Genomic DNA, 19,340 nt, shown 5'->3' with positions numbered 1-19,340 from the left:
CGTGGTAGCTGTGTTCGGTGTGGTAGCCCTGACTGTCGAACCAGTCGTGCCAGGCCTGCGGTCGCGAGGCATTTTGCAGCAGCACCAGGTCGGTGAGTTGCGTCGGGTCAGTGAATGGCGTGTCCGGCAGGCTGCCCGGGGCGCAGACCGGTACCAGTTGTTCGCCGAACAGTTTCAGGCATTCGGTGCCCGGTCGCGATGCCTGGCCGAAGTAGAAAGCCAGATCGCTGCGCCCCTGCAACAGATCATCGGCCTCCTGTTCGTTACACAGATCCAGATGAATCGACGGATGGCGCAGGCGCCAGCCTTTCAGGCGCGGCACCAGCCAACGGGCGCCGAAGGTCGACGGAGTGGAGACGCGCAGGACTTCGGTTTCGCCGCCGTAGGAACGCAGGTAATGCGTCGACATCTCCACTTGGCTGAGGATTTTTCTGACCTCGACCAGATACAAATCCCCGGCCGGTGTCATCTGCAAGCGCCGACGCACGCGGCGGAACAACAAATGCTGCAACAGTTCTTCAAGCTGTGCGACCTGTTTGCTCACCGCACTCTGGGTCAGGTTCAGCTCTTCGGCGGCGCGGGTAAAACTCAGGTGCCGGGTCACGGCCTCGAAGCATTGCAGCGCGGTGATCGAGGGCAAGTGGCGTTTGTTCAGCATGGCCAGTCCTTTTTCTTGTCTTTCGCTAGGCAGCATGAATAAACGGAATGATATCTGGCGTAAAGGTCGTTTGTTGCATCGCCGCAGTGAGGCTACAACTAAAGGCCTGCCCGGCCATGCAAAGGATGGCCGCACACATTCTGTTTTTGCTTGAGGAGAGACCGATGGTAGCCGCATTGCTTGATCGTCTGGGAGTCAACCCGGCCCTGTACCAGAACGGCAAGGTGCCGGTGCATTCGCCCATCGATGGCAGTGAAATTGCCTCGGTGAACTGGGAGGGCGCTGCGGAAGTCGAGCAGCACATCAGTCGCGCAGATCATGCATTCGAGCAATGGCGCAAGGTGCCGGCACCGCGTCGCGGTGAGCTGGTGCGTCAGTTCGGCGAAGTGTTGCGCGAGTACAAGGCCGATCTCGGCGAGCTGGTGTCGTGGGAGGCCGGCAAGATCACTCAGGAAGGTCTGGGTGAAGTGCAGGAGATGATCGACATCTGCGACTTCGCCGTTGGCCTGTCGCGCCAGCTGTACGGTCTGACCATCGCCTCCGAGCGCCCGGGCCACCATATGCGTGAAACCTGGCATCCGCTTGGCGTGGTCGGCGTCATCAGCGCGTTCAACTTCCCGGTCGCAGTGTGGGCATGGAACACCACCCTGGCGCTGGTCTGCGGCAACCCGGTGGTGTGGAAGCCGTCGGAGAAAACTCCGCTGACCGCGCTGGCCTGTCAGGCACTGTTTGATCGCGTAGTGAAAAATTTCAGCGATGCCCCGGCGAGCCTGTGCCAGGTGGTGATCGGCGGACGCGATGCCGGCGAAGCGCTGGTCGATGATCCGCGTGTCGCGCTGATCAGCGCCACCGGCAGCACGCGCATGGGCCGCGAAGTGGCGCCGAAAATCGCCGCGCGTTTCGCCCGCAGCATTCTTGAACTGGGTGGCAACAACGCGATGATCCTCGGCCCGAGCGCCGATCTGGACATGGCAGTGCGCGCGATTCTGTTCAGCGCCGTCGGCACCGCCGGGCAACGCTGCACGACTTTGCGCCGTCTGATCGCCCATGAATCGGTCAAGGAAGAAATCGTTACCCGCCTCAAGGCTGCCTATTCGAAAGTACGCATCGGCCATCCGCTGGAAGGCAATCTGGTCGGCCCGCTGATCGACAAGCACAGCTTCGAAAACATGCAGGATGCGCTGGAACAGGCACTGAGCGAAGGCGGCCGGGTGTTCGGTGGCAAGCGTCAACTGGAAGAGCAATTCCCCAACGCCTACTACGTGTCGCCGGCCATCGTGGAAATGCCCGAGCAGAGCGACGTGGTCTGCAGCGAAACCTTCGCGCCGATTCTCTACGTGGTCGGCTACAGCGATTTCGAGGAAGCGCTGCGCCTGAACAACGCCGTGCCGCAAGGCCTGTCATCGTGCATCTTCACCACCGACGTGCGTGAGGCCGAGCGGTTCATGTCGGCGGTCGGCAGTGACTGCGGCATCGCCAACGTCAACATCGGCCCGAGCGGTGCGGAAATCGGCGGTGCATTTGGTGGCGAGAAAGAGACCGGCGGCGGCCGTGAATCCGGCTCCGATGCCTGGCGCGCGTACATGCGCCGGCAGACCAACACCGTCAACTACTCGCTGGAATTGCCGTTGGCGCAGGGCATTACATTCGATTAAGCAGCTACAAGCTTCAAGCTACAAGCGTCAAGCAGACCGGCTTGCAGCTTGTAGCTTGTGGCTTGCGGCTGCTCCGACAGGAGCTTGGCAATGCCGTTACGCGAAGAATGTCTGTGGGAAACGCTCACGCCACAACGCCCGGATAACGCCGCGCTCAGTGGCGAGGTCAAGGTCGATGTCTGTGTGATCGGCGCCGGGTTCACCGGGTTGTCAGCGGCGCTGCATCTGTTGGAAAAAGGCAAAAGCGTCTGCGTGCTGGAAGCGCATCGCGCAGGGCACGGTGGCTCCGGGCGCAATGTCGGGCTGGTCAACGCCGGCATGTGGATTCCTCCGGACGAGATCGAAGCCGGGTTCGGCGAGGCGGTCGGCAGTCAGCTCAACCGCATGCTCGGTGCGGCGCCGGCGCTGGTGTTCAGCCTTGTGGATAAATACGCCATCGATTGCCAATTGCGCCGCGAAGGCACTCTGCACATGGCGCATAACGCCAAGGGCGAGGCGGATCTGCGCAGTCGCGAGCAGCAGTGGAAGCGCCGTGGCGCGCCGGTCGAACTGCTCACCGGCAAGGCCTGCGAGCAAGCCACCGGCACGCAGAAAATCGCCGCCGCGTTGCTTGATCGCCGCGCCGGCACGCTCAACCCGATGGCCTATGTCACCGGGCTGGCCAATGCCGTGCGCGGGCTCGGCGGGCAGATGTTCGATCATTCGCCGGTGACTCGCCTCGAGCGCATCGGGCAGAACTGGTCGGTGCAAACCGCCCAGGGTTCGGTACTCGCCGAACAAGTGGTCATCGCCTCCAATGCTTACACCGAAGGCGACTGGACCGAACTCAAGCGCAATTTCTTTCCCGGTTATTACTACCAGGTCGCCTCGGTGCCGCTCAGCGAAGACGCTGCGCAGGAAATTCTCCCGGGCGGGCAGGGCTCGTGGGACACCCGTCAGGTATTGAGCAGCATCCGTCGCGACAAGGACGGGCGCCTGTTGCTTGGCAGCCTCGGCAATGGCAATCAAAAACCGACGTGGTTTCTCAAGGCCTGGGCTGATCGGGTGCAGCAGCATTACTTCCCCAATCTGAAGCCGGTCGAGTGGGAATGCACCTGGACCGGGCGCATTGCGTTTACCCCTGATCACCTGATGCGGCTGTTCGAGCCCGCGCCCGGACTGGTAGCCGTCACCGGTTATAACGGTCGCGGCGTCACCACCGGTACGGTGGTCGGCAAAGCCTTCGCCGATTACCTGTGCAACGGCGATCCGCAGGCACTGCCGATTCCCTTCGCACCGATGCAGCCCCTGGCCGGTGTGGGCTTGCGCAGTTGCCTGTACGAAGCCGGGTTTTCCCTGTATCACGCGGGCCAGTGCCTGCGCATCGTCATTTGAGTGTTGAAATTTGTTGCCGCAAGCGGCGCTTTTGCATCCAGCGACTAGCCTGTAATGGTGCGGGTTGTAGCAGTCCCGCACCAGCAGTGTGCAGTTCGGTGACGCGTGCTGTTACAGGCTGGTTGCACGTCGTTTGCCGCTGCGGTTGCAATGATGGCGCGTGCGGGTTGCGCCTGAAAAAACAAATGGTTTCACCTTCCGCGGTTTAGACGGTTGCACGCCCAATGAAAATGGGACCGAAACAGTCGAAATAACAACAACGCAGCGACTTTTTGAAGAATAAAAAACCGATGGCACGGGCCTTGCTCTGAGCTTTGAGTGAAGTGAAGTCGCAGTGCCAACTAAAAAAAACCTTGGAGCACCACCTCATGTCCCAGACGTTTTACAAGAAAGGCTTTCTGGCCCTCGCAGTCGCTACTGCGCTGGGTGTTTCTGCGTTTGCTCAAGCTGATATCAAGATCGGTGTAGCGGGTCCGATGACCGGTGCCAACGCGGCATTCGGCGAGCAGTACATGAAGGGTGCACAGGCGGCGGCCGATGCGGTCAACGCGGCGGGTGGCGTCAATGGGGAAAAAATCGTCCTGGTCAAAGGCGACGACGCCTGCGAACCGAAGCAGGCAGTGACGGTCGCCAAGGACCTCACCAACCAGAAAGTCGCCGGTGTGGTCGGTCACTTCTGCTCCTCGTCGACCATTCCAGCGTCGGAAATCTACGACGAAGCCGGGATCATCGCGATCACCCCGGGCTCGACCAACCCGCAAGTTACCGAGCGTGGCCTCAGCGCCATGTTCCGTATGTGCGGACGTGACGACCAGCAAGGCATCGTTGCCGGCGACTACATCGTCGACATGCTCAAGGGCAAGAAAGTCGTCGTGCTGCACGACAAGGACACCTACGGCCAAGGCCTGGCGGACGCTACCAAGGCTCAGCTGGAAAAACGCGGCGTCAAGCCTGTGCTGTACGAAGGTCTGACCCGTGGCGAGAAAGACTTCAGCACCATCGTCACCAAGATCCGTGGCGCCGGCGCCGATGTCGTCTACTTCGGCGGCCTGCACCCGGAAGCCGGTCCGCTGGTTCGCCAGCTGCGTGAACAAGGCCTGAAAGACGTCAAGTTCATGTCCGACGACGGCATCGTGACCGACGAGCTGGTGACCACCGCTGGCGGCCCGCAATTCACCGACGGCGTGCTGATGACCTTCGGCGCCGACCCGCGCCTGTTGCCGGAAAGCAAGACCGTAGTGGACGCGTTCCGCAAGGCCGGCACCGAGCCTGAAGGCTACACCCTGTACGCCTACGCCTCGGTTCAGACCCTGGCGGCAGCGTTCAACGGTGCCAAGTCCAACAAGGGTGAAGAGGCTGCGGCCTGGCTGAAGAAAAATCCGGTGAAAACCGTGATGGGCGAAAAAACCTGGGACTCCAAGGGCGACCTGAAAGTCTCCGACTACGTGGTTTACCAGTGGGACAAGGACGGCAAATACCACCAGCTGGAAAAGCAGAAGTAAGGGCTGAAGCGATCACTCGGCTCACTTGAAACCCTGTGGGAGCGGGCTTGCCCGCGATGGCGTCAGGTCAATCGACACACAAGTTGGCTGATCCACCGCTATCGCTGGCAAGCCAGCTCCCACAGGATTCAGTGGCGATCGGGCTGATCACGCTCCGACATTGCTCCGACGTACATCTGTATTTTTCCTAGAAGAACCGCGCACCCTTGGTGCGCAGGTTCTCACTGCGTGAGATTGCGTTATGGATGGTATTTTCCTGCAGCAACTGGTCAATGGCCTGACCCTCGGGTCGGTCTATGGCCTGATCGCCATCGGCTACACAATGGTCTACGGCATCATCGGCATGATCAACTTCGCCCACGGTGAGGTTTACATGATTTCCGCTTACCTGGCGGCAATCAGTCTGGCTCTGCTGGCTTACTTCGGTATCGAATCCTTCCCGCTGCTGATGCTCGGCACGCTGATCTTCACCATCGTCGTCACGGCGGTGTATGGCTGGGTCATCGAGCGTGTTGCCTACAAACCCCTGCGTAACTCGACCCGCCTGGCGCCGCTGATCAGCGCTATCGGTATTTCGCTGATTCTGCAGAACTATGCGCAGATCGCTCAGGGCGCCAAACAACAGGGCGTACCTACGCTGCTGACCGGTGCCTGGCGTGTTGAAGTCGGCACCGGCTTCGTACAACTGACCTACACCAAAGTCTTCATCCTGATCGCCGCGTTTGTCGGCATGGGGCTGCTGACCTACGTCATCAAATACACCAAGCTCGGCCGCATGTGCCGTGCGACCCAGCAAGACCGCAAGATGGCCTCGATCCTGGGGATCAACACCGACCGGGTGATTTCCTACGTGTTCATCATCGGTGCAGCCATGGCCGCACTGGCCGGTGTGCTGATCACCATGAACTACGGCACCTTCGACTTCTATGCCGGCTTCATCATCGGCATCAAGGCGTTCACCGCAGCGGTTCTGGGCGGCATCGGTTCACTGCCCGGCGCGATGCTCGGCGGGATCATCCTTGGCATCTCCGAGTCGCTGTTCTCCGGTCTGGTCAACTCCGACTACAAAGACGTGTTCAGTTTCTCGCTGCTCGTCCTCGTACTGGTCTTCCGGCCGCAGGGTCTGTTGGGCCGTCCTCTTGTGTCGAAGGTGTAAGCGATGTCTGCAACCACTGAAAAATCCATCGATATCAAAAAAAGTCTGGTCGAGGCGATTCTTGCCGGCCTGATTGCGCTGATCGTGTTCGGGCCGATTGTCGGCGTGGTCCTCGACGGCTACAGCTTCAACCTCGAAGCAACCCGCGTGGCGTGGATCATTGCCATCGTCATGGCCGGGCGCTTTGCCCTCAGCCTGTTCCTGCAAACCCCCAAGGGCCTGAAGATCCTCGACGGGTTCGAGAGCACCGGCTCCGGTGTGCACGTGCTGCCGGCGGACTACAAATCGCGGCTGCGCTGGATCATCCCGCTGATTATCGTGCTGGCGATCATCGTGCCGTTTGTTTCCAACTCCTACCTGCTCGGCGTGGTCATCCTCGGGTTGATCTACGTGCTGCTGGGGCTGGGGCTGAACATTGTGGTCGGTCTGGCCGGGCTGCTCGACCTTGGTTACGTGGCGTTCTACGCCATCGGTGCCTACGGTCTGGCATTGGGTTATCAATATCTGGGTCTGGGTTTCTGGACCGTGCTGCCGCTGGCGGCAATCACCGCAGGCCTGGCTGGCTGCATTCTCGGTTTCCCGGTGTTGCGTCTGCACGGTGACTATCTGGCGATCGTGACCCTGGGCTTCGGCGAAATCATTCGTCTGGTGCTGAACAACTGGCTGTCCCTGACCGGCGGCCCGAACGGCATGCCGGCGCCACTGCCGACGTTCTTCGGCCTGGAGTTCGGCAAGCGGGCGAAGGATGGCGGGGTGCCGTTTCATGAGTTCTTCGGCCTGACCTACAACCCGGACGTGAAGTATTACTTCATCTACGCGGTGCTGTTCCTGGTGGTGCTGGCGGTGCTGTACGTCAAGCATCGGCTGGTGAAAATGCCGGTGGGTCGCGCCTGGGAAGCCCTGCGTGAAGATGAAATCGCCTGCCGCTCGATGGGTCTCAACCATGTGCTGGTCAAACTCTCGGCGTTCACCATCGGTGCGTCGACGGCGGGTCTGGCCGGGGTGTTCTTCGCCACCTATCAAGGCTTCGTCAACCCGACCTCGTTCACCTTCTTTGAATCGGCGCTGATCCTCGCCATCGTCGTGCTCGGCGGCATGGGCTCGACCATTGGCGTAGTCATCGCCGCATTCGTGCTCACCGTCGCTCCGGAACTGCTGCGCGGCTTCGCTGAATACCGCGTGCTGCTGTTCGGCATCCTGATGGTGTTGATGATGATCTGGCGACCACGCGGGCTGATCCGCATCAGCCGCACCGGGGTCAAACCACGCAAAGGTGCCATTCACTACGAGAGGACTGCGCCATGAGTGAAGTCGTACTCTCTGTTGAAAAACTGATGATGCATTTCGGTGGCATCAAGGCGTTGAGCGATGTCAGCCTGAAGGTCAAACGCAATTCGATCTTCGCCCTGATCGGCCCCAACGGCGCCGGCAAGACCACGGTGTTCAACTGCCTGACCGGTTTCTACAAGGCCACGGGCGGCAAGATCGAACTCAACGTGCGCGGCCAGCAGACCAACGTCATCCAGTTGCTGGGCGAGTCGTTCAAACCGACCGATTTCGTCTCGCCGAAATCCTTCCTCAGCCGCATGTACTACAAGATGTTCGGCGGTACTCACCTGGTGAACCGTGCAGGTCTCGCCCGTACGTTCCAGAACATTCGCCTGTTCAAGGAAATGTCGGTGCTGGAAAACCTGCTGGTCGCGCAGCACATGTGGGTCAACCGCAACATGCTCGCCGGCATCCTCAACACCAAGGGCTATCGCAAGGCCGAGAGCGATGCGCTGGATGTCGCGTTCTACTGGCTCGAAGTGGTCGATCTGGTGGACTGCGCCAACCGTCTCGCCGGTGAACTCTCGTACGGCCAGCAACGGCGTCTGGAGATCGCCCGGGCCATGTGCACGCGGCCGCAGATCATCTGCCTCGACGAACCGGCCGCCGGCCTCAATCCTCAGGAAACCGAAGCGCTCAGCGCGATGATCCGGCTGCTGCGCGACGAGCACGATCTGACCGTGGTGCTGATCGAACACGACATGGGCATGGTCATGAGCATTTCCGATCACATCGTGGTTCTTGACCACGGCATCGTCATCGCCGAAGGCGGACCGGAAGCGATCCGCAATGATCCAAAAGTGATTGCGGCTTACCTGGGCGCCGACGAAGAGGAGCTGGTATGAGTCAACCGATCCTCGAACTACGCAATCTGGACGTGTTCTACGGCCCGATTCAGGCGCTCAAAGGCGTTTCTTTGCAGATCAACGAAGGCGAGACCGTCAGCCTGATCGGCTCCAACGGCGCCGGCAAGTCGACCTTGCTGATGTCGATCTTCGGCCAGCCCAGAGCGGCGGGCGGGCAGATTCTTTATCAGGGCGTCGACATCACGCAGAAGTCTTCGCACTACATCGCCTCCAACGGCATCGCGCAGTCGCCGGAAGGGCGGCGGGTGTTCCCCGACATGACCGTCGAGGAAAACCTGCTGATGGGCACCATCCCGATTGGCGACAAGTACGCCAAAGAGGACATGCAGCGCATGTTCGAGCTGTTTCCGCGGCTTGAAGAACGACGCAATCAGCGGGCGATGACCATGTCTGGCGGTGAACAGCAGATGCTCGCCATCGCCCGTGCGCTGATGAGCCGGCCGAAGCTGTTGCTGCTCGATGAGCCGAGCCTGGGTCTGGCACCGATCGTGGTGAAGCAGATTTTCGCCACGCTGCGCGAGCTGGCGAAAACCGGGATGACGATTTTCCTCGTCGAGCAGAACGCCAACCATGCGCTGAAGCTGTCGGACCGGGCATATGTGATGGTCAACGGCGAGATTCGCCTGACCGGCACCGGTAAAGAACTGTTGGTGAATGAGGAGGTGCGTAACGCCTATCTGGGCGGGCACTGATTCTTCTCGCGGTTGTACACAGCCCCGGCGACGAGAGTCCCGGGGCTTTTTTATCCTTCAAACTCACTGTGTAGGAGCTGCCGAAGGCTGCGATCTTTTGATCTTAAAAAAATCAGAAGATCGCAGCCTTCGGCAGCTCCTACATGGAATCAAGGCATGACATCAAGCGGAATTCAGAATTGTGGAAAACAAATTCCCCAAGCTGCCAAAGCGCGACATATAGACGCTGCAAATGGCTGTTTTTCCACAGTTTTGACTTGTCCCCGGTTACTGTGGAACTGGCTGTGAATAACGTGGGTGTATATGGTTGCAGGCCTTGTAATCCGTGGTCTCCAGGCTTGTGATTGTTTTTTGATCAGTCAGTTTCAGGCAGGCGTGAGGCGCCATTGTCAACCTTTTTATAGCGCATCCAGGTCGGGTACTGTTGTGTGTAAAAGCCTGTGGATAAGTCTGTGACTAAACTCTGGAAAGACCTCGCGGAGCGCCGTAATTGCTGGCCTCGCGCAATCACCCGGTTGCACCGTCCGTCGTGCAAAATGCCCTGTCCCGCACATCCCCCGCCTCACGGTCAAGCAAAAAACTTTCCATTTCGCCCGCAAAGCCTTGTGTGGCGCGGCTTTGCGCGTTTGCACTTGCCCCCGGAAACTGTGGAGCAGATTGTGGATAACATGCGTGCACATGGCTGCAGGCCACGCAGGCTAAGGTCTTGGCGCACTTGGTTGATTTTTGTACAGCTGGCAAGTGTTGCCCGTATTCGCGAGGGCGGGCATGCTGCCTGCTGATTTTCTATTCCAAGGGCTGCCGTGGCGGCCGAAGCAAGGAGAACACGATGTCCGACACCCTGTTTATCACCGGCGCGACGTCCGGTTTTGGTGAAGCCTGTGCCCGGCGTTTTGCCGAGGCTGGCTGGAAGCTGGTCCTGACCGGCCGTCGTGAAGAACGCCTCAATGCCCTATGCGCCGAACTGTCGAAGCAGACCGAAGTGCATGGTCTGGTCCTCGATGTGCGCGATCGCAAGGCGATGGAGGAGGCAATCGCCAACCTGCCGCCGTCGTTCGCCAAACTCCGAGGCCTGATCAACAACGCCGGCCTGGCGCTCGGTGTCGACCCCGCGCCGAAGTGCGATCTGGATGACTGGGACACCATGGTCGACACCAACGTCAAAGGCCTGATGTACGCCACCCGCCTGCTGCTGCCTCGGCTGATCGCCCACGGCCGTGGCGCCAGTATCGTCAACCTCGGTTCCATCGCCGGTAACTACCCGTACCCGGGCAGCCACGTGTACGGCGCGAGCAAAGCCTTCGTCAAACAGTTCTCGCTGAACCTGCGTTGCGACCTGCAAGGTACTGGCGTGCGGGTCAGCAACATCGAACCCGGCCTGTGCGAAAGCGAGTTCTCGCTGGTGCGTTTCGCCGGTGACCAGGAACGCTACAACGCCACTTACGCTGGCGCCGAGCCGATCCAGCCGCAGGACATCGCCGAGACGATTTTCTGGGTGATGAACACCCCCGCGCATATCAACATCAACAGCCTGGAGCTGATGCCGGTGAGCCAGACCTGGGCCGGGTTTGCCATCGAGCGTAACAAGGCTTGATACCGCGCTGAGGCCATTCGCGAGCAGGCTCGCTCCCACAGGGGAATGCATTCCAAAATGTGGGAGCGAGCCTGCTCGCGATAGCAATTGTTCGGTCAGCGAAGATACGCAGCCAAACCGTGGTAGCAAGTCGCCAAATGATAAGGCGTAGTCGAAGGCATGTCCTTGCGGCTGACCTCTCCATTCTCATCCCGGCACTCATGCCAGCCGCCGGCATGCAGAAACCGCTGCTGCAACGCCTGCAACTGGCGCAGCACCACCGCTTCGCTGTCCGCCCGCAAGGTCAGCGCGCGCAGGTATTCGGCCTGAGCCCAGATGCGCTGGGTCGAATCCCTCGGCCGTCCATTGCCATCCAGATCGAGCATCGCCCGTACCGCGCCGCAGGACTCCAGCACGCCGTATTGCTCGGTAAAGGCAAATGCCCGATCCAGCGCCCGGTGCAGTTTCGAATCGCGCAACAGCGCCGACGATTGGAGCAGGAAATACCATTCGAACTGGTGCCCCGGTTCGTACCAGTTATCCACAGCCCCCAGTGGCTTCTCCATCAATACGCCATATTGCGGATCGACGAATTGCTTGTGCATGGCTGTGCATAACTCAAGCAGGGCGTTGTGCGTCTGCGAGTCTTCACGCACGGCGAGGGTCGCCAGAAAAGCTTCGGCCAGATGCATCAGCGGATTTTGCAGTGGCCCGGTTTGCAGGGTGAGCCAGTCACGCTCCAGGCAGGCTTCGTATAAACCGTCGCCGGTGGCGAATCGGCGGCCGATGATTTCCAGCGCGGCGTTCAATGTCGACTCGGCCAGCGAATCCCGGGACTTGTCCCAGTAATGCGCGCAGGCAAAGAGGATGAAGGCGTGGGTGTAGAGATCCTTGCGCTGGTCCAGCGGCTTGCCCTGTGCGTCGATGCTGTAAAACCAGCCGCCATGCTCGGCATCATGGAAGTGCCGTTGCAGGGAACGGAACAGCGCGGCGGCGCGGACTTCGGCGTTATCCACAACCCCGATCAGGCTGGAGAACAGATACAGCTGCCGTGCGCAGGCCATCGCCCGATAGCGTTGCGCTGGCAACGGCTGGTGTGTAGCGTCCAGCGCCTCATAGGGCAACGCCATGTCGGCGTTCCAGCCCGGGCCTTGCCACAGCGGCACGATCACGTCGAGGAAGTGCTGCTGCACTTGGCCAAACAGGGCGGTCAATTCGGGCAGGGCGGTGGAGCGGGAAGCGTGGGGCATGGGCGGGCGTCACGGGCTTGGGCGATTGCGCGACATGGTAGCAGAGAGGCAGCCTTTAAAGGTTTGGTGTCTGATCGGCCGTCATCGCTGGCAAGCCAGCTCCCACAAGGAAATTGAGTGTTCACACAATTGTGGACTTACCCAATAACCTGTGGGAGCTGGCTTGCCAGCGATGAGGCCGGCTCAGGCGATAGAGATTAGCCTGCGAGCAACCACACGCCGGTCGCCGCCGAAGCCGCACCCGCCAACCGCACCAGCGGCGCCGCTGCCTGCGGAAGAACTCGCACCACGCCATAACCGAGGGCATGCAAAACCGCTGTCGCCGCGACGAACCCGGCCGCATACGCCCACGGACTGCTCATGTCCGGCAGCTCCAGCCCATGCGCCACGCCATGGAACAGCGCAAACAGCGCCGTCGCGGCCACCGCCATCACCAGTGGCGGACGTACCGCCAGTGCCACGGCCAGGCCCAGCGCCAATACCGAAGCAGCAATCCCGCTTTCCAGCGCCGGCAACTCCAGCCCTTCAAAACCGAGCAAACCTCCGAGCAACATGGTGCCGACAAAAGTGCACGGCAGCGCCCAGCGCGCCGCGCCTTGTTGCTGCGCCGCCCACAAACCGACGGCGAGCATTGCCAGCAAGTGGTCGAGCCCGCCGATCGGGTGGCTGATGCCCGCGACTAGGCCGCTGTCGCCATGCCCAGGGTGCGCGAAGGCCAGTGCCGGTGTCAGCAGCAGCGCCACGGCGCCAAGAATGCGTTTGAGTGTCATGGATAAGCTTCCTTGTTGATAAGTGAATCAGGCGGCGGTCAGCAGGCCCTGGCGTTCGATGAAGGCGATGATTTCTTCAAGGCCCTGACCGGTTTTCTGATTGCTGAAAACGAACGGCTTGCCGTTGCGCATGCGTTTGGTGTCGCTGTCCATCATTTCCAGCGAGGCGCCCACCAGTGGCGCGAGGTCGATCTTGTTGATCACCAGCAGGTCGGACTTGCAGATCCCCGGGCCGCCCTTGCGCGGCAGCTTGTCGCCGGCGGAGACGTCGATCACGTAGATGGTCAGATCCGACAGCTCCGGGCTGAAGGTCGCCGAGAGGTTGTCGCCGCCGGACTCCACCAGAATCAGATCCAGCCCGGGAAAGCGCCGGTTCAGTTGATCGACCGCTTCGAGGTTGATCGAGGCGTCTTCACGGATCGCCGTGTGCGGGCAGCCGCCGGTTTCCACGCCGATGATCCGCTCCGGCGCGAGGGCTTCGTTGCGCACCAGGAAATCGGCGTCTTCGCGGGTGTAGATGTCGTTGGTGACCACGGCGAGGTTGTAACGCTCGCGCAGGGCCAGGCATAGGGCGAGTGTCAGCGCAGTTTTGCCGGAACCGACCGGGCCGCCGATGCCGACGCGCAGAGGTTGTGTATCCATTTCATTCTCCAAAATAAACAGCCCTAAGAGCGGAAGAGACGGCTGTACTGGCGCTCGTGGGCCATGCACGCCAGGGACAGGCCAAACGCGGCGCTGCCGATGTGTTCGGGGTTGATGTGGGTCGCATCGTGCTGGGCCTGTTGCAGCAGTGGCAGCAGTTCGCTGGTCAGGCGCTGGGCGGCTTGCTGGCCCAACGGCAGGGTCTTCATCAACACGGCGAGCTGGTTTTCCAGCCAGCTCCACAGCCACGCGGCAAGAGCATCCTGCGGATTGATGCCCCAGGCGCGTGCCGCCAGCGCCCAGCACAGGGCCAGGTGCGGTTCTGTGGTCTGGTCAAGAAAGTCGCGAGCGGGCGCATCGAGTTCCGGCAAACCGTTCAACAACTGCTGCAAGGAGTAACCCATCTGCCGGCTCTCCAGATGCAACTCGCGGGTTTCGCGACTGGCGCGGTGGCTCTCGCAGAGTTGTCGTAGTTCGGCCCAGTTTTCATCTGCTGCGGCCTGGCAATGCGCCAACAGCAGCGGCGCTTCGAAGCGGGCGAGATTGAGCAGCAGTTGATCGCTGATCCAGCGGCGGGCGGCGTCAGGGTTGTGGACCCGGCCGTTATCCACCGCCATTTCCAGACCCTGGGAATAGCTGTAGCCGCCAATCGGCAACTGCGGACTGGCCAGACGCAGCAGCGCCCAGGCCGGATTCACAGGCGCACGCCGAACTGGTGAAGTTTTGGCGCGTAGTTGAAGTCTTCGTCACCGTGGCGGGAGTGATGATGGCCGCCGCCGTAAGCGCCGTGTTCCGGCTGGAACGGCGCTTCGATAGCCTCGACCCGGGCGCCGAGCTGTTCGAGCATCGCTTTGAGCACGTAATCGTCGAGCAGGCGCAGCCAGCCGTCGCCGACTTGCAGGGCGACGTGGCGGTTGCCGAGGTGATAGGCCGCGCGCGTCAGTTCGAACGCATTGGCGCAAGTGACGTGGAGCAGTTGTTCGGGACGGGCGCAGACGCGCACGACACGGCCGTCTTCGGCCTGCAGACATTCGCCGTCATACAGCGGTGGCTGGCCGCGCTCCAAAAACAACCCGACGTCTTCGCCTTCGGCACTGAAACAGCGCAAACGGCTTTTGCTGCGCGCTTCGAAGGTCAGGTGCAGCTCGGCGGCCCAGGCGGGTTGAGGGTCGATTCTGCGATGAATCACCAGCATCGGAAAGCTTCCAGCAATGAACGTTGATTGGGCTAGAGCAAGCGCCGCGCCAATCGGGCGATCTGTAGGAAATAGCTGTCGGCGCGTGCCTGATCTTTCAACAGGCGCGGCGATTCTGGAAGGTTTTGGTGCATGAAGGATTTGTCATGCACCAAAGCGAGGCCATGGCGGATGTTCAATGTGGGAGCGAGCCTGCTCGCGAATGCGCCGTGTCAGACAGATGTATTCAGCTGACCCAGCGCTTTCGCGAGCAGGCTCGCTCCCACAGGGGCTTTGCGCTGTGTCAGATAAAGAAGGGATTACTCGGTACTGCCCAGCCCTTGCCAGTGCTTGAGGCCGATGAAGATGAAGCGCAGTTGCTGGGTGATCTTCGCCTGTGGGGTCAGATGCTCCGGCAAGGCTTCGGCGGGCGGGTCGATGATGTCGGGGAGGGTGGCGAACACCGATTTGACGATCAGGTCAGCCATCACGCTGAGGCCGGCCAGATCCAGATGTTGCAGCTTGGGCATCAGCGCCAGGTCCGCCGCGAGGTCGGCGCTGATGTTCTCCCGCAGGCGTCCGATTGCCTGACGTACCGGCAGCGAGCCGCCGTATTGTTCGCGGGCGAGAAACAGGAATTGCGAGCGGTTGGCGTTGACCACATCAAGGAAGATGCGCACCGAAGCGTCGATGATGCCGCCCATGACGAATTCATTGTGCCGCACCAGGCGGATGGTCTCGCGGAAGGTCTGGCCGACTTCACTGACCAGCACCAGCCCCAACTCGTCCATATCGGCGAAGTGCCGGTAGAAACCGGTAGGCACGATGCCGGCGGTCTTGCTCACTTCGCGCAGGCTCAGGCTGCCGAATCCTCGGCCGCTTTCCATCAGGTGGCGGGCAGCGTCCATCAGGGCGTTGCGGGTCTGTTGTTTCTGTTCGGCGCGGGGCAGCATCGCAGGGTGTGTTCTTCGGCAGGACAAGCGCCGCACTCTAGCAAATCGGCTTTGTCGGCGTCGAACGGGGAGTCATGCAGCGAGGGATTCACAGAAGCTGAAAAGTCAAAAGCCCAATCCGCTGATTGGGCTTTTTCGCTGGGCCGTCATAGGCTCAGCTCACGGCGCTGTTGCGTTCGATCACACGGTCACCACCACCTTCGGCGAGGGCTTGACCTTGTGGAGTCTTGTCGTAGCCGTCTTCCACCAGGCCTTTTTCTTCGAGACGATTGCGGCCGTTTTCGGCTACAGCCTGGCCTTGTGGCGTCTTGTCATAGCCATCTTCAACCAGACCTTTTTCTTGGAGGCGGTTGCGACCGTTTTCAGCCAGAGTCTGACCTTGTGGGGTTTTGTCATAGCCGTCTTCAGCCAGAGTCTGGCCTTGTGGGGTTTTGTCGTAGCCGTCTTCAGCGAGAGTCTGGCTGAACACCGAGTGGCTGTCTTTGACTTGCGGAGTGGCCTGATCGGCAGCGGGCAGGGCGAAAGCAGTGCTGGCTAGCATCGACAGGGTAAGGCTGAGCAGTAATTGGCGTTTCATGATAGTGGCTCCTTGGGAGGGCGATAAAGTGGGTACGAGGGCAATGCTACTCTCGATAAGTCGATATAAAAGTTCATAAACGCAATGGTAATAATCAACAGAATTGATTGTTCGGCGCGAAGGCTCTAGATCGGGCCTTTGCGGGCGACGGTTTTGCACCGTCGTGGGTATTTTCGACCCACTCGTGCCTCGCAAAAGTGCGGGTCGCGGTAACACTGCTCGACCGATCGGTCAGTTTTGCCGGGCTTTTTATGGCTTAAACTGCCTTTCAATTAAACCTGCGGGCCTTTCGCCAGTCACAGACTGCATAGGGGCCGCTTCGGTCTGCCGTTTCAGCTGTGCGTCGGGATGTTCGGCGTGCGGTCGTGATCAGGAGCTTTGTGCATGACGCGCACTGGAAAAATCTTCAGCTGGACCTTCGCCATCCTCGCGCTGCTGCTGGCAGCCTTGATTCTGATCATCGCGTTTTTCGACTGGAACCGGATCAAACCCACGATCAACGCCAAAGTTTCGGAAGAACTGCACCGGGCGTTTGCCATCAATGGCAACCTCGCAGTGATCTGGCAGCGCGAGCCGGAAGAAGGCGGCTGGCGCTCTTGGGTGCCGTGGCCGCACGTGGTCGCCGAGGATCTGAGCCTGGGCAACCCGGACTGGTCGAAGCAGCCGCAGATGGTCACGCTCAAGCGCGTCGAACTGCGCATTTCGCCGCTGGCCCTGCTGGCCCAGCGCGTGGTGATTCCGCGCATCGACCTGACCGAGCCGAATGCCGAACTGCAACGTCTGGCCGATGGCCGCGCCAACTGGACGTTCAAATTCGATCCCAAGGATCCGAACGCCGAGCCTTCGAGCTGGGTGGTCGATATCGGCGCGATCGGTTTCGACAAGGGCCACGTGACCCTCGACGATCAGACCCTGAAAACCAACCTCGATGTGCTGATCGACCCGCTCGGCAAGCCGATTCCCTTCAGCGAGATTGTCGGCGACAAAGCGGCGAAAACCGCTCAGGACAAGGGCGGCGCACCGCAGGACTATGCCTTTGCACTCAAGGTCAAAGGCCAGTACCACGCGCAGAACCTCACCGGGCAGGGCAAGATCGGCGGGCTGCTGGCCTTGCAGGACGCGAGCAAGCCGTTCCCGTTGCAGGCCCAGGCGAAGATCGGCGATACCCGTATCGAACTGGCCGGTACCCTGACTGACCCGCTGAATCTCGGCGCCCTCGACCTGCGCTTGAAACTCGCTGGCGACAGTCTCGGCAATCTCTACCCGCTGACCGGCGTGACCCTGCCGGACACCCCACCGTATTCCACCGACGGCCACCTGATCGCCAAGCTGCATGACGAAGCCGGAGCGAAATTCACTTATGAAAAATTCAACGGCAAGATCGGCGACAGCGATATCCACGGCGACTTGACCTACGTGGCCAGCCAGCCACGGCCGAAACTCACGGGTGCGTTGCTCTCCAATCAGCTGCTGTTCGCCGACCTTGCACCGTTGATCGGTGCCGATTCCAACACCGAGCAAAAGGCCCGTGGCGGCGCGAGCAAGCAGCCGGCAGACAAAGTCCTGCCGGTCGAAGAGTTTAAGACTGATCGCTGGCGCGCCATGGATGCCGATGTCGAGTTCACCGGCAAACGCATCGTCCATAGCGAGAAGCTGCCGTTCAACGACCTCTATACCCATCTGAAACTCAATGACGGCGAACTCAGCCTGGAACCGCTGCGCTTTGGCGTTGCCGGCGGCACCCTGGATGCGCTGATCCGCCTCAATGGCCGCACCGAGCCGCTGGAAGGCCGGGCGCGTTTGACCGCACGCAAATTCAAACTCAAAGAGCTGTTCCCGACCTTCGAGCCGATGAAGACAAGTTTCGGTGAGCTCAATGGCGACGCCGACATCAGTGGCCGGGGCAACTCCGTGGCCAAGCTGCTCGGCGGCGCTAACGGCAATCTGAAGATGCTGATCAACGACGGTGCGATCAGCCGTGAGCTGATGGAACTGGCCGGGCTCAACGTCGGCAACTACGTGGTCGGCAAGATCTTTGGTGACAAGGAAGTGAAGATCAATTGCGCGGCGGCGGACTTCGACATCAAGACCGGCCTGGCCACGACACGGCTGTTTGTCTTCGATACCGAGAACGCGATCATCTACATCGATGGCACGGCGAACATGGCCACCGAGCAACTCGATCTGACCGTGACCCCTGAGTCGAAAGGCTGGCGTCTGATTTCCCTGCGCTCGCCGCTGTATGTGCGCGGCAAGTTCATCAAACCGGATGCCGGCGTCAAAGCCGTACCGTTGATGCTGCGTGGGGCGGGGATGGTTGCATTGGGCGTGATTGCCGCACCGGCGGCGGGGTTGCTGGCGCTGGTGGCGCCGAGCGGTGGCGAACCGAATCAATGTGCGCCGTTGCTGGAACAGATGAAGCAGGGCAAGGCGCCGGTGACCGTTAAACCCAGCAAGTAAGCAGGGCAGATCAAAAGATCGCAGCCTTCGGCAGCTCCTACATTTGGAATGCGTTCCCCCTGTAGGAGCTGCCGAAGGCTGCGATCTTTTGCTGTTAAGGGTTACAGATCGTTAAGGATATCCGCCATGTCGTCGGCGTGTTCTTCTTCCTGGGCGAGGATGTCTTCGAAGATGCGGCGGGTGGTCGGGTCCTTGTCACCGATGTACTGAATGATTTCGCGGTAGCTGTCGATGGCGATACGCTCGGCCACCAGATCTTCGTAAACCATTTCCTTGAGTGTGTTGCCCGCCACGTATTGCGCGTGGGACATCTTGCTCAGCAGGTCAGGGTTGAACTCAGGCTCGCCGCCCAGTTGCACGATGCGTTCGGCGAGGCGATCGGCGTGCTCGGCTTCCTGGTTGGCGTGCTCGAGAAATTCGTCGGCGGCGACGTTGGCTTTCAGGCCGTTGGCCATGAAGTAGTGGCGCTTGTAGCGCAAGGTGCACACCAGCTCGGTGGCCAGCGACTCATTGAGCAAACGCAGTATTTCCTCACGGTTGGCGTTGTAGCCCTCGGTGACCGCGCCGTTTTCCACGTGTTGCCGCGCGCGTTGACGCAGGGTTTGAACATCAGACAAATGCACGTCACTCATTTCATTCTCCTGGAGGCTAATCCGATAGGCGCCACGTTCTGAAGACGCGGTCGCTACTCAGGGTGTGAGTCTTGAGC

Annotated in this window: 18 protein-coding genes; 9 read left to right on the top strand and 9 right to left on the bottom strand. The window is 60.6% G+C overall.

Annotation, left to right across the window (positions count from 1 at the left end; genetic code table 11):
• A partial coding sequence (locus D8U60_RS15215) for a LysR family transcriptional regulator (protein WP_130900405.1) occupies positions 1 to 658 on the bottom strand: 658 nt, incomplete at its 3' end.
• A gap of 164 nt (positions 659 to 822) precedes the next feature.
• Between D8U60_RS15215 and D8U60_RS15210 the strand changes: the two genes are divergently transcribed.
• The 8 genes from D8U60_RS15210 (at position 823) to D8U60_RS15170 (ending at position 10,826) form a co-directional block, all read left to right on the top strand.
• Positions 823 to 2,313: an aldehyde dehydrogenase family protein gene (locus D8U60_RS15210; RefSeq protein ID WP_122699782.1), complete on the top strand. Its 1,491-nt coding sequence runs from the start codon at positions 823 to 825 to the stop codon at positions 2,311 to 2,313.
• Between the two features lie 90 nt (positions 2,314 to 2,403).
• On the top strand, positions 2,404 to 3,687 hold the full coding sequence (locus tag D8U60_RS15205) for an FAD-binding oxidoreductase (protein WP_110644910.1): 1,284 nt from the start codon (positions 2,404 to 2,406) through the stop codon (positions 3,685 to 3,687).
• A 368-nt stretch (positions 3,688 to 4,055) separates the two neighbouring features.
• The gene (locus tag D8U60_RS15200) at positions 4,056 to 5,189 is read left to right on the top strand and encodes an ABC transporter substrate-binding protein (RefSeq protein WP_016771919.1); all 1,134 of its coding nucleotides are present in this window, start codon (positions 4,056 to 4,058) and stop codon (positions 5,187 to 5,189) included.
• 241 nt (positions 5,190 to 5,430) lie between these two features.
• Positions 5,431 to 6,345, top strand: coding sequence for a branched-chain amino acid ABC transporter permease (locus tag D8U60_RS15190; RefSeq protein ID WP_016771918.1), 915 nt, complete (start codon positions 5,431 to 5,433; stop codon positions 6,343 to 6,345).
• 3 nt (positions 6,346 to 6,348) lie between these two features.
• Positions 6,349 to 7,650, top strand: a complete 1,302-nt coding sequence (livM, locus tag D8U60_RS15185) for a high-affinity branched-chain amino acid ABC transporter permease LivM (RefSeq protein WP_024011385.1) — start codon at positions 6,349 to 6,351, stop codon at positions 7,648 to 7,650.
• Complete coding sequence (locus D8U60_RS15180) at positions 7,647 to 8,519, top strand: ATP-binding cassette domain-containing protein (RefSeq protein ID WP_016771916.1); 873 nt, start codon at positions 7,647 to 7,649, stop codon at positions 8,517 to 8,519. Before livM ends, D8U60_RS15180 begins: the two co-directional genes overlap by 4 nt.
• Entirely contained in the window at positions 8,516 to 9,232 is a 717-nt protein-coding gene (locus D8U60_RS15175; protein ID WP_016771915.1) for an ABC transporter ATP-binding protein, read from the top strand. Before D8U60_RS15180 ends, D8U60_RS15175 begins: the two co-directional genes overlap by 4 nt.
• A gap of 829 nt (positions 9,233 to 10,061) precedes the next feature.
• Positions 10,062 to 10,826 (top strand): SDR family oxidoreductase, encoded by a 765-nt coding sequence (locus D8U60_RS15170; protein WP_130900404.1) that lies wholly within the window; start codon positions 10,062 to 10,064, stop codon positions 10,824 to 10,826.
• A 95-nt stretch (positions 10,827 to 10,921) separates the two neighbouring features.
• Here D8U60_RS15170 and D8U60_RS15165 read toward each other — a convergent pair whose 3' ends face one another.
• The 7 genes from D8U60_RS15165 to D8U60_RS15135 form a co-directional block, all read right to left on the bottom strand.
• Positions 10,922 to 12,055: an AGE family epimerase/isomerase gene (locus tag D8U60_RS15165; protein ID WP_130900403.1), complete on the bottom strand. Its 1,134-nt coding sequence runs from the start codon at positions 12,053 to 12,055 to the stop codon at positions 10,922 to 10,924.
• Between the two features lie 197 nt (positions 12,056 to 12,252).
• Complete coding sequence (locus D8U60_RS15160) at positions 12,253 to 12,825, bottom strand: HupE/UreJ family protein (protein ID WP_130900402.1); 573 nt, start codon at positions 12,823 to 12,825, stop codon at positions 12,253 to 12,255.
• A gap of 27 nt (positions 12,826 to 12,852) precedes the next feature.
• Entirely contained in the window at positions 12,853 to 13,467 is a 615-nt protein-coding gene (gene ureG / locus D8U60_RS15155) for an urease accessory protein UreG (RefSeq protein ID WP_016771910.1), read from the bottom strand.
• Positions 13,468 to 13,490: 23 nt separating this feature from the next.
• Positions 13,491 to 14,165: an urease accessory protein UreF gene (locus tag D8U60_RS15150; RefSeq protein WP_122881176.1), complete on the bottom strand. Its 675-nt coding sequence runs from the start codon at positions 14,163 to 14,165 to the stop codon at positions 13,491 to 13,493.
• Entirely contained in the window at positions 14,162 to 14,662 is a 501-nt protein-coding gene (gene ureE / locus D8U60_RS15145) for an urease accessory protein UreE (protein ID WP_122699778.1), read from the bottom strand. Before ureE ends, D8U60_RS15150 begins: the two co-directional genes overlap by 4 nt.
• A gap of 299 nt (positions 14,663 to 14,961) precedes the next feature.
• Positions 14,962 to 15,594 (bottom strand): TetR family transcriptional regulator, encoded by a 633-nt coding sequence (locus D8U60_RS15140; RefSeq protein WP_016771906.1) that lies wholly within the window; start codon positions 15,592 to 15,594, stop codon positions 14,962 to 14,964.
• A 154-nt stretch (positions 15,595 to 15,748) separates the two neighbouring features.
• Entirely contained in the window at positions 15,749 to 16,171 is a 423-nt protein-coding gene (locus D8U60_RS15135; protein ID WP_016771905.1) for a hypothetical protein, read from the bottom strand.
• 384 nt (positions 16,172 to 16,555) lie between these two features.
• Here D8U60_RS15135 and D8U60_RS15130 point away from each other — a divergent pair, with 384 nt between their 5' ends.
• Positions 16,556 to 18,631, top strand: coding sequence for an AsmA family protein (locus D8U60_RS15130; RefSeq protein ID WP_024011392.1), 2,076 nt, complete (start codon positions 16,556 to 16,558; stop codon positions 18,629 to 18,631).
• 101 nt (positions 18,632 to 18,732) lie between these two features.
• Here the strand turns inward: D8U60_RS15130 and D8U60_RS15125 are convergent, their stop codons facing one another.
• Positions 18,733 to 19,263 (bottom strand): ferritin-like domain-containing protein, encoded by a 531-nt coding sequence (locus tag D8U60_RS15125; protein WP_122699776.1) that lies wholly within the window; start codon positions 19,261 to 19,263, stop codon positions 18,733 to 18,735.
• Between the last annotated feature and the right edge of the window lie 77 nt (positions 19,264 to 19,340).

Source organism: Pseudomonas sp. Sample_11 (assembly GCF_004307505.1).
Taxonomy (GTDB): domain Bacteria; phylum Pseudomonadota; class Gammaproteobacteria; order Pseudomonadales; family Pseudomonadaceae; genus Aquipseudomonas; species Aquipseudomonas atacamensis.
Note: the sequence above shows the minus strand (reverse complement) of the source record. Positions and strands in the feature narration are given on the sequence as shown.